8 protein-coding genes are annotated in these 10,944 nt (G+C 56.2%); all 8 read left to right on the top strand.

From position 1 onward, the window contains the following. On the top strand, nucleotides 1-1,738 hold a 1,738-nt coding region (locus Q0336_RS04375; RefSeq protein ID WP_298526079.1), incomplete at its 5' end, for a tyrosine-protein kinase family protein. Nucleotides 1,739-1,820: 82 nt separating this feature from the next. After that, nucleotides 1,821-2,750, top strand: a complete 930-nt coding sequence (locus tag Q0336_RS04370) for a glycosyltransferase (RefSeq protein ID WP_298526077.1) — start codon at nucleotides 1,821-1,823, stop codon at nucleotides 2,748-2,750. An 11-nt stretch (nucleotides 2,751-2,761) separates the two neighbouring features. Further along, entirely contained in the window at nucleotides 2,762-3,733 is a 972-nt protein-coding gene (locus tag Q0336_RS04365) for a glycosyltransferase (protein ID WP_298526076.1), read from the top strand. Between the two features lie 17 nt (nucleotides 3,734-3,750). Beyond that, entirely contained in the window at nucleotides 3,751-4,629 is an 879-nt protein-coding gene (locus tag Q0336_RS04360) for a hypothetical protein (RefSeq protein WP_298526075.1), read from the top strand. 49 nt (nucleotides 4,630-4,678) lie between these two features. Then, nucleotides 4,679-5,128 (top strand): hypothetical protein, encoded by a 450-nt coding sequence (locus Q0336_RS04355; protein ID WP_298526073.1) that lies wholly within the window; start codon nucleotides 4,679-4,681, stop codon nucleotides 5,126-5,128. Nucleotides 5,129-5,572: 444 nt separating this feature from the next. Continuing rightward, a complete protein-coding gene (locus Q0336_RS04350) occupies nucleotides 5,573-6,595 on the top strand; it encodes a hypothetical protein (RefSeq protein WP_298526071.1) in 1,023 nt (340 codons plus the stop codon). A 69-nt stretch (nucleotides 6,596-6,664) separates the two neighbouring features. Beyond that, nucleotides 6,665-7,714 carry a hypothetical protein gene (locus Q0336_RS04345; protein ID WP_298526069.1) on the top strand — a complete coding sequence of 350 codons (1,050 nt, stop codon included), beginning with the start codon at nucleotides 6,665-6,667 and terminating at the stop codon, nucleotides 7,712-7,714. Nucleotides 7,715-7,778: 64 nt separating this feature from the next. Next, nucleotides 7,779-10,538 carry a DNA polymerase I gene (gene polA, locus Q0336_RS04340; protein WP_298526067.1) on the top strand — a complete coding sequence of 920 codons (2,760 nt, stop codon included), beginning with the start codon at nucleotides 7,779-7,781 and terminating at the stop codon, nucleotides 10,536-10,538. Nucleotides 10,539-10,944: the final 406 nt, after the last annotated feature.

Genomic DNA, 10,944 nt, shown 5'->3' with positions numbered 1-10,944 from the left:
TACCCAGCCTGATAAGCAGGCTTCTACGCTTACGCTTACTCTCCGCGACAAGACTCTTAAAAGAGCTCTTGACATCCTCTCTGCCCAAGTGATGGCTTACAATCAGGAGGAGGTAGAGATGCGTAATCAGGTCTCTAGGAATACGGCAGAGTTTGTCAACGAACGACTGGAAGCCCTAGGCCGAGAGCTCGGTATTGTCGAGCAAGATATGGCTCGCTTCTCTACACGCAATAAGACGCTGGATTTCTCCTCCAAGGTCGGGAGCTACAATGCTCGCTCCCTCGAAGAGGAAGATGCTTCCATCAAGATCGAGAAGGAACTCAAGCTCGTCTCCTACATGCTCTCTCAGCTAAATAGCCCTAGTACCCGTGGTGGGCTCATGCCTCTTAATATCGCTATTCCAGACCAAGAGCTGGATAGCTATATCACGCAGTACAACCAGCTGAAGTTCCAGCGAGATAAGCTCGTAGAGAGCTCTGGAGGTAGCACGCAGAATCCCGTCATCGCCGAGTATGATGCCACGCTTGATCAGCTCCGCAAGGCTGCTGTCGAGATCCTGAACCAGCAGGCAAATGCCCTAAGAGCTCGTCTCAAGAGTGTTGAGCGAGATCAGTCAGATCTCTTCTCTAAGCTGCCTGGTGTGACTGAAGAAGGTCGTAATAAGGCAGACATTGATCGTCGCCTAGCGATCCAAGAAGGCCTCTATACCGAGCTGCTGAGCAAGCGTGAGGAGTATGCCCTTCGTCAGTCCATGACTCAAGATAGTGCCTACATCCTCGATATGAACGATGCGCCCAATACGCCTCCCGTTAGCCCCAATACGCTACGGACGATCGTCTTGGCTCTCCTGCTTGGGCTTGCACTTCCTACGATCGTGCTGATCACTCGTCTGCTGACGGATAATAAGGTACGCACTCGTAAGGACATCCTTGATCGTGTGTCGATCCCCTTCCTTGGTGATATTCCTAAGGAAGAGCGAACCAAGTCTGGGCATACTCGTGGTGTACGTGAGCAGGGAGGTGATGAGACCTCCGAGGCCTTCCGAGTCCTGCGTGAGAATATGCGCTTCATGATCGGCTCAGGAGAAGGGCAGACGAAGAAGATCATCTTCACCTCCTTCGGGGAATCAGCAGGGAAGTCGTATGTCTCGTACAATCTGGCTAAGACGCTTACCTTCTCGGGTCATCGTGTTGTGCTTGTCGACTTAGACCTACGTAAGGGTACGCTCTCCCACCGTGCTGGTATCATCGGTAAGGGGGTCACGGAGTACCTCTCCGATCCGTCGCTTCAGGTCGAGCAGATCCTCCGCAAGGATCCTAATGCTCCTAAGCTCTCGATCATCTCCTCTGGTGCGGTACCTCCCAACCCTGCAGAGCTTCTCCTTGGCTCACGCCTCGATGAACTTGCCGATAAGCTCAGTGAGCAGTTCGACTTCGTTGTCTTTGACAATGTGCCCTTCGGTAGCGTAGCTGATGCTGCTATCGCTAACCGTGTAGCAGACCTCACCATCTTCATCCTTCGTGCGGCAAGACTCGACCGCCGTGCGCTCCCCGAGCTCCAGCGTCTGTACGATGAGCAGGTACTGACGAACATGGCCATTGTCCTCAATGGTGCTACCGAGGGTGGTCATGGCTACGGCTATGGCTACGGCTATGGTTACGGCTACGGTTACGGCTATGGCTACGGGAACAAGAAGAAGAAAAAGACCTTGCTCCAGCATCTAGGCATTCGCCGCTAAATTATCTACAGAGATACACTCCTCCTTGAGCGGGAGGGGTGTATCTCTTTCTACATTATAGTCCCTCTAGAATAGAAGTCTTATGGCTCGAAATCTCCAATCAGTAGGTGATCTCAGCTACTACGATTGTCTCTTGCCTTGCATTCCGCTAGGGGAGAGCATCACTCCGTGTATCTATCAGACCTGCAGGAGTAAGACTTCCCTGCCAGAGGCTATACAAGAGAACATAGCGAGACTGAAGAAGTCCAATCCCACATGGACGCATGAGCTCTTCGACGACCGTGATATCGAGAGCTTCATCCTAGAGCACTATGGGGAAGAGATCCTCGACTATTACCGTCGCATCAACCCCGTCTATGGGGCCGCTCGAGCAGACTTCTTCCGCTATCTTCTAGTCTATGCCCGTGGGGGAATTTACCTTGATATCAAGAGTACTCTCACGAAGCCTCTAGATCAAGTCCTCCACGCTACAGACCGCTACATCCTATCGCATTGGGACAACCTCCCTGGTGGGATTCATCCACCGAAGCATGGGGTCAATCTCAAGCGACTCCCTACGCTCGCTCGGGGCGAGTGGTGCCAATGGTTCATCGTCTCTGTCGCTGGGCACCCTTTCCTAAGAGAAGTTATCCTAGAGATGCTCGCAGCGATGGATCGCTACAATCCCTTCACTTGGGGTGTCGCAGGTCATGGCATCTTCCCCGTTACGGGACCTCATCGCTATAGTTGGGGGATCGAGCGGGTGCTCCCCCTTCTCCCTGCTGATATGTATCGCATCCTAGAGCGCCCACAAGATCTAGGCCTGCAGTACTCGATCTATGAGCAGGTCTCACTGCTGCACCATCGTGAGGTGCTGGGGGCAAACTACGACGAGCCCCTAGAGCCTGTGATTGCAAGTCGATGGGATCCTCTCTTTGCTCTCTATAAGCCTTGGAAGCGGGTGAAGCAACGCTATAAAGGCTGGAAGCGTCAGCGCCGAGCTCGCCGAGCCCAAAGTAAGAAGTCCAGCTAGCCATGAATGCTATGAGCCCCTCTGGCCCCCTTCTCTCGGTACTTGTCCCCGTCTACAATGTCGCTCCTTACCTCGAGCAATGTCTTGACTCGATACTGAGCCAGCCCTATTCCCATCTAGAGGTCTTGGTCATCGACGATGGCTCTACGGATGGGAGTGGAGCTATCTGCGATCGCTATGCCGAGCGTGATGCTCGCATCCGTGTCGTCCATCAGGCGAATGCAGGGCTCTCAGCAGCACGCAATGCTGCGATGGAGCTGATGCAAGGGGCTTTCTTCACTTGTGTTGATTCGGACGACTGGCTTACGGAGGATGCTTTCTCTGCTCCGATGGCTTACATGGCAGCGAACCCGCTGGTCGATGTCCTAGAGCTAGGCTATATCGAAGTGAATTGTCGGACGGGAGAGGAACGCCCCGTCTTGGCTCAAGGGGTAGAGTATTCCTCGGAGGAAGCTCTTAGCCACCTCGCAGCTCTCTCGGGAGTCACGGGCATGGCTTGGGGGAAGATCTTCCGTACCGATACGATGGGAGGACTTCGCTTCCCCGTGGGAAGACCTTACGAAGACATGCCCTTTGTCTTTGAAGCTCTAGCACGCTCGCACCGCTACCGCTACCTCTCTTGGCTGAGCTATCACTATCGAATAGCTAGGTCGGGGAGTATCACGGAGACCTATGACGGTCGTCTTGTTTACCTCTTTGAGAATCTCCTGGATCTACTGCCAACGATCGAGACTTTGCGTTCGGAGTATCTGCCCCTGCTCCATGAGACGCTCTATCGTCGGCTACTTATATTTTCTCTTTGGGCAATGCGTCACGAGCAGGTTGCCCCAGGGCTACTAGCTCTTCTTCTCCCTTATACGAAGCGATTACGTGGCCTAAGCTATCCTATGGGCTCTACGGCTGACCGCCTTCGTCGTAGCCTTTTCCTCTCCTACCCGAGGCTCTTCCTCTCAATGAAGCGATACATCGGTCGTCGCAACTAATAAAAGACACATACTGCATGGACGAAAAACTTACCTATTGCATTGCTCAGGAGTACATCCAACTGAATACCCCTTCGGCAGAGGCCACACGGGCGATACTGCCGAACTATGAGCCTTTCCGAGTGGACGCACTGCCCGCGGGAGTGCAGCCTCTCTTTACCTTCACGGGGGGAGCTGATCTCCGAGACCTGCCTCGCAAGACCCTTTTGGAAGATAAGTCCTCTGATGGCGTACGGGCATGCGTTTATCACACGACCGATGCTCGGATCTTGCTGGAGCTATCGACAGAGGAGCGCACGCACACGATGGTGATTGATCGTGATTGGACGGAGGTCCAGTCGGATGTCCTGATGGATGATCCTTCGGATTTTTTCTTCATCAATCGTCTTGTCATGATCGTCTATGGGGTGGCTATTGCTCCGCATCACATGCTGAAGATCCATGCTTCCGTGACCGAACTAGCAGGCAATGCTCTGCTCTTCCTCGGTACGAGTGGGACGGGCAAGAGCACGCACAGCCGACTCTGGCGTAAGTTCGTCCCTGGGGCTACTCTGCTCAATGACGACGAGCCGATCCTGCGCATCATGGAGGATGGCGAAGTGCGTGTCTTCGGCTGCCCATGGAGTGGAAGTACACCTTGCTACCGCAATGCCTCTGCTCGTGTCTCTGCCTTTGTCCACCTTCATCAGAGCCCAGAGAACAAGCTGACCAAGCTCCGTGGACGTGATAGTTTTGATTCGCTTTACTCCTCGACGGCTTTCCTGCATTCGGACAAGAAGCGCCACCTCGCTACCTTCGACACGGTAGCGGATGTGCTGGGGCAGATCCCCGTGTACCGCTTGGACTGCCGCCCTGATGAGGAAGCCGTCCAGCTCTCACGCACGCTACTCCCCTAAGAGTCCATCGATGGTGGGAGGAATAAGCAAAAGTGCTCTGCAGAAGCAGATGACGATCCAGAGCGAGCTCTTCTTTGCCGAGATCCTAGATCGGATAGCGGCGGGGAAGCATCCTCGACTCTTGCCTCGTGGCTCGAGTATGCGCCCGTTCATCCGAGGGGACAAGGATCAGATCGTGCTCTCCATGCTCACGGAGGCTTCGTGCGAAGTTGGTCGTGTCGTCTTGGTGCGCATCGATCGTGGCTACCTCATTCATCGCATCACTCGGGTCGATGGCGCTGTCTACACGCTCCGAGGGGACGGCAATCCCTATCAGCGGGAGCAGTGCACACGGGAGCAGATCCTTGCAGAAGTGACCTTGGTGATCCGAGGGAAGCAGGAGATCGCTCTTGGGAGCAAGCTGTGGAAGCGCTACGAGCGCTTTTGGCCCGAGAATGATACGCTCCGTCGCCTAGCGCTAGCGATCTATCGACGGACGCTCTATCGCTGGGGGCTTTAGGAGCGAAGGCGCTTCTCCGTTCCGCTTATTTCTCATCTCCAAGGCTAGAGCCTGAGCCTTGTCTAAGCTGGCTCTAGTTATTCCGCCTCTTTCTCTGAAGGGCGAAGGCTGATAAGGCCACTTTCCCTCGTCTCTTCTCCCTATACTATGGCTACCTGCAGACCTCTGGGCTCTGCAGGTAGCTTTTTTCTGTCTGGATGCCGTGGGGCTTCCCTTCGAGACAGAGCTTTCTTTGCCTGCTCCTTCGCCTTGTCTTCAGCTCGTCTCTCCTCTCCCTCTTTGCTTGAGGTGGGAGCGGTCAGAAAATGGGGGGATTTCACCCGTGATCTTAGGCAAAATGAATATCTTTGCTCGTACTCTTAGAGGCTGCTCTCCTCAGCCTCTTGCTCGGAGAGTGTCACGAGAAATCTCCCTAATCGACGACGATCCATCCTCCTCTGCACCATGTATCGCTACATCTATCTCCTGCTTCTCATCGCTCTTGGCGGTGGTAGGGCTTACGCACAGCAGAGCTTCTCTGCTCCTGGTGGCTTCACTGTCTGTGTCGGAGACAGCCTGCAGTTCGGACTCCCTGCCTATGATAGGACCTATAGGCATATCTTTGATCGTCTCTCTCAAGAGGGGGCGAAGCTAGCTCCTCGCATCAAGGAGGCTTTGCCCTTCACCCGAGCTAAGCTGGAGGGCTACAAGCTCTTCTCAATGGACTCTGCGAGAGCCCAGCTGGATACCTTCCTCGTCCTTCGGCATCCTCGCTTCCCCGAGGACACGCTCTTCGTCCGTCTCAAGGATGCTGTCTCCTTGGGGGAAGTGCTGGTCTGTGATCCCACGCATACGCTTCTCTATCCTGAGGCTAAAGAGCTCACTCCCGACCTCTTTGTACCTGCCCTCCTCCGTGCTGGCTACCTCAGCCCAGGGGAGGACGCGAACGAACTCCAACTCGAGTACTACTCCTCGGCTAGCGGATATAGCTTAGAGTCTGACACCCTAGAGTATCAGCGAGTCATGGCTCGGATCCCTCGAGAGCTCCAGCAGGCGGCCTCTACGATTGAGCTTGGGAAGATATACTACATGGCTTATCCCCTGATATGCGCAGGCTACAACACAGAGTATGGAGGCTATCCTGTGGCAGATCTTCTTACGGGAGGGGTCTTAGGGGCAGCTATCCGCTATCCGAATGCCCGCTATTCGGGTGTGTTTGCTGTTCGGGGCTATATCCCCATCATCCACGTGCCAGCCGAGGTAGCTAAGCGCTATGAGGAGCGCTCGCATAGCGTCGGGAGCGATATACACCCACTGGCAGGACGGCTCTACTTCCGTATGGTGCCCGTCTCGAAGACTACGCTGTCTGAGGAGGCACTTTCGATCCCAGCTCTGGAGATCGAGTGTCTTGGTTTGGACCTCTACGAGTTCGATCACTGTGAGTACTACCATCTGGGCTCGGGCCGTGCCTTGAGTCTCGAGAAGTAGCTCTGCCCTACGCTTACCCTTGGTTTATCTCTGCCTCTTGCTCGGAGGAAGTCTCAGAAAATCTCCCTAATGGACGACGATTCATCTCCCATCTGCTCTATGTATCGCTACATCTATCTCCTGCTCCTCATCGCTCTTGGCGGTGGTACGGCCTCCGCACAGCAGAGCTTCTCTGCCGCTGGAGGCTTCACTGTCCGTGTCGGAGACAGCCTACAGTTCGGACTTCCCGCCCCCGCTAAGAGCTATATCTATGTCTTCGATCGTCTCTCGCAGGAGCAAGAAGAGCTGCCTTCTCGCTTCAAGGAGGCGCTCCCCTTCAGCCGAGCTAAGGTAGAGGGCTACAAGCTCTTCTCTAGAGATGCGACGACCTCCAAGCTGGATACCTTCCTCGTCCTTCGGCATCCTCGCTTCCCCGATGACTCGCTCTTCCTTGATCTTAGCTGGGCTGTCATCTCGGGCGAAGTGTTGGTGTCCGATCCCACGCACACGCCTCTCTTCCCTGAGGCCAAAGAGCTCACTCCCGACCTCTACGTGCCTGCCCTCCTTCGTGCGGGCTACCTTGCTCCTGGGGAGATAGCCAAGGAACTCTATCTCAACTTCGTCTCTACGATCAGAGAAGATACCTTAGCGTCTGACTCCCCCGAGTATCTGCAGTTCGTCGCTCGGTCTTCTGCTGAGCTCCAGCAGAAGACCGAGGCTTTCGACCTCGGGCAGGTGTACTACATGAGCAAGGATGTCACTTGCTCTGGCTATAACACCAAGCGGGGAGGCTATCCTGTGGAGGACCTCTTCCTCGGAGGCTTCTCTGGTACTCCGCCTCGCCACCCAGGAGTGATCTTCCCTGCTAATGTTCAGGTCAGGGGGGATGTGCCCTTTGTCTCCGTTCCTGCTGGGCGTGCTCGGCGCTATGAGCAGCGCTCTTCGAGTGTCGGGAGCGATATACACTTACTCTCGGGACGGGTCTACTTCGTCATACTTCCCGCCTCGAAGCCTCCTCGTCCAGAAGCAGCGCACTTGCTCCCGACGATCAAGATCAGGTGTCGAGGCTTGGACCTCTATGAGTTCGCCCACTGCGAGTACTACCATCTGGGGTCGGGTCATGCCATCATCCCCTTGTAGTAGCCTACTCTTCTTCCACTCTTTATTTCTCCCCTTTTCTTCACCTCCCACATACATTATCCTCATGCCCCAGCGCCTCTTCCTTCTCGATGCTTATGCCCTGATCTATCGAGCTTACTATGCCTTCATCAAGTCCCCTCGGATCGATACCAAGGGGCGCAATACCAGCGCCGTCTTCGGCTTCGTGCTCATGCTCGAAGATCTGCTGGGGAAGGAGAATCCCGATGAGATCGCTGTCGTCTTCGACCCTCCTGGGGGGACCTTCAGGCATCGGGAATATCCCGAGTACAAGGCGCAGCGAGAAGAAACTCCCGAGGGGATACGCATAGCCGTACCGCTCATTCGGGAGCTGCTGAAGGCCTACCGCATCCCCGCCGTCGAAGTCCTCGACTACGAGGCGGATGATGTCATCGGCACGCTCAGCGTGCACGCTGCCGAGGCAGGCCGTGAGGTCTATATGGTCACCCCTGACAAGGACTATGGACAGCTGGTGAGCGATCGGGTGCGTATGTACCGCCCGATGCAGGGAGGGGGCTACGAAGTCTGGGGACCCGAAGAGATTAAGGAGAAGTTCGGGCTCCAGTCGCCTCTCCAAGTCATTGACTACCTTGCCCTCCTCGGGGATAAGGTGGATAACATCCCTGGCTGTAAGGGCATCGGGGAGAAGGGAGCGCAGAAGCTCCTCGCCGAATACGGTACGATCGACAGCCTCCTAGCGCATGCCTCCGAGATCAAGGGTGCTACGGGCAAGAAGATCCAAGAGGGGGCAGAGGCCATCCGCCTGTCCTATTATCTGGCTACGATCCGCAGGGATGTGCCTCTGGACTATACCCCAGGAGCATTTGCCCAAGCGCCCAAGGACGAGGAGGCTGTGCGTAGGCTCTTCGAGGATCTGGAGTTCCGTACGCTCCTCTCCCGTGTCCTTGGTCCAGCCCGTCCCGCTACCCCTAAGCCTCAGCCCGAACCGATGGGCGATCTCTTCGCCCAGCTCGAGGAGCGTGAGGAGGTCGATACCCCCGAAGTCTCAGCCCTACCGAAGCTCTCCATCGAAGTGCTCGATCGCTCTTCCCTCCCCGCCTTCCTCGCTCGTGCTGAAGGGGCGAAGACCCTAGCGCTTGACACCGAGACGACGGGCATCGACCCGCTGACCGCAGGGCTCGTCGCCATCACCTTTGCCCTAGATGCCGAGAAGACCTACTACCTCGATGTGCCAGCCGACCCCGAGGCAGCTCGCTCCCTCCTGCAAGAGCTTCATCCCCTCTTTGCCCGTGAGGGTCTCCTCAAGGTAGGGCAGAATCTGAAGTACGACCTGCAGGTGCTTCGCTCCTACGGTGTCGAGGTTGCTGGGCCTTTCTTCGACACGATGATCGCCCACTATCTCCTCTATCCAGACATGCGTCACGGGCTTGATGAGCTGGCGGAGAAGTTCCTAGGCTATCGGATGATGCCCTTCGAGGAAATGATTGCTCCCCAGACGACTAAGTCCTTCGACCTAAGACTCGTCGAGCCAGAGCGCCTACAGTTCTACGCTGCCGAGGACACCCACATCACCTACCTCCTCTATGAATACTTCGCTGCTCGCATGGAGAAGGCGGGGCTCACGAAGCTCTTCGAGGAGATCGAGATGCCTCTGATGCTTGTCCTCCTCGGGATGGAGCGGGAGGGCGTGCGCCTGGACAAAGCGTGTCTTGCCCGTCAGGCCAAGGAGCTCCAGGAGGCTCTTGCCCTTCTCGAGGAAGAGATCAACACCCTCATCGGCCATCCGATCAATATCAACAGCAGTAAGCAGGTAGGCGAAGTGCTCTTCGATGAGCTCCAGATCGTCGACAAGCCCAAGAAGACTAAGACCGGAGGCTACACGACAAGCGAAGAGGTGCTGGAGAAGCTTCGGGACAAGCATCCCGTCGTAGGCAAGATCCTCGACTACCGAGGGGTAAAGAAGCTCCTCAGTACCTATGTCGAGTCCCTGCCCGAACTGGTCTATCCCGATGGCAAGATCCACACCACCTTCAATCAGACCATCGCTGCTACCGGTCGCCTCTCCAGCAGTAATCCGAACATCCAGAACATCCCCATCCGCACTCCCGAAGGCCGTGCTATCCGTGAGGCCTTCGTACCAGACGAAGGCTGTACCTTCCTCAGTGCCGACTATTCGCAGATTGAGCTTCGTCTGATGGCGCACTTCAGCCAAGACCCTGCCCTCATCGAGGCTTTCCGTTCGGGGCAAGACGTGCATCAGGCTACGGCGGCCAAGATCTATGGTATCCCGCTAGAGGAAGTGTCGCCAGACATGCGCCGTCGTGCGAAGACTGCCAACTTCGGAATCATCTACGGGATCTCTGCCTTTGGGCTCAGCGAACGGCTCTCTATCCCCCGCAAGGAGGCCAAAGAGCTTATCGATGGCTACTTTGCCTCTTATCCTGGGGTGGCTCGCTACATGACGGAGGTCGTCGAGACCGCTAAGAAGCAGGGCTACGTGACGACGCTCCTCGACCGCCGTCGCCTCCTGCCCGACATCAACAGCGCCAATGCCGTCGTCCGTGGTTATGCCGAGCGCAATGCCATCAACGCCCCTCTGCAAGGCTCTGCTGCCGACCTCATCAAGATCGCTATGATTCGCCTAGACGAAGCGATCCGCCAGCGGGGTCTCCGTAGTCGCATGATCCTGCAGGTACACGACGAACTGAACTTCAACGTCCCCTTCGCCGAACTCGAAGAGATGACTGAGTTGGTACGCACGACGATGGAGTCGATTTACCCTTCGCTCCTCGTTCCCCTCGAGGTCAGCATCGGCCACGGCCCCACGTGGCTCGCCGCCCACTAGCCCCGTCGCCTCGCTCCCCGCCCGAGCTGGCGCCTGCTCTCCAGCCCCAAGGGTCGAGCGACGCTCCTCGTAAGGAGTACGAACCAGATCCTCTAAGGGATGAGCGACCCATCTCGTGGGGGGAACGGATAGCATCCTCTGAGGACTGAGGGACGCATTTGCTAAGGGACGAATAGCATAGCTCCTGAAGGTACTCCCCCCTCGTCCCCTCAGCGCATCAATGATAGCCCCCGTAGCGAAAGCCTCCTTTCGCTACGGGGGCTTCTCTCTTCCCTCCACTTTCCCTCCCTCGCCCTGCCTTTGTCGTCTCTCCCGAGGCACCAATAGCGCCTCCCAAGAGGCGCTACTGCTACCTCCGAGGAGGTGCTACTGGTGCTTCTAAGGTGTCGCTATTAGTACCTCCCTA

Source organism: uncultured Porphyromonas sp., assembly GCF_938039215.1.
In the GTDB taxonomy this organism is placed as follows: Bacteria; Bacteroidota; Bacteroidia; order Bacteroidales; family Porphyromonadaceae; genus Porphyromonas.
This window is presented reverse-complemented; position numbering and strand designations above follow the sequence as displayed.

What these genes read in the sequence shown, in the direction of transcription:
- Q0336_RS04360 (WP_298526075.1), top strand. Translation starts at nt 3,751, where the DNA reads ATGGACGAAAAACTTACCTATTGCATTGCTCAGGAGTACATCCAACTG.
- Q0336_RS04370 (WP_298526077.1), top strand. Translation starts at nt 1,821, where the DNA reads ATGGCTCGAAATCTCCAATCAGTAGGTGATCTCAGCTACTACGATTGT.
- Q0336_RS04350 (WP_298526071.1), top strand. Translation starts at nt 5,573, where the DNA reads ATGTATCGCTACATCTATCTCCTGCTTCTCATCGCTCTTGGCGGTGGT.
- polA (WP_298526067.1), top strand. Translation starts at nt 7,779, where the DNA reads ATGCCCCAGCGCCTCTTCCTTCTCGATGCTTATGCCCTGATCTATCGA.
- Q0336_RS04355 (WP_298526073.1), top strand. Translation starts at nt 4,679, where the DNA reads ATGACGATCCAGAGCGAGCTCTTCTTTGCCGAGATCCTAGATCGGATA.
- Q0336_RS04365 (WP_298526076.1), top strand. Translation starts at nt 2,762, where the DNA reads ATGAGCCCCTCTGGCCCCCTTCTCTCGGTACTTGTCCCCGTCTACAAT.
- Q0336_RS04345 (WP_298526069.1), top strand. Translation starts at nt 6,665, where the DNA reads ATGGACGACGATTCATCTCCCATCTGCTCTATGTATCGCTACATCTAT.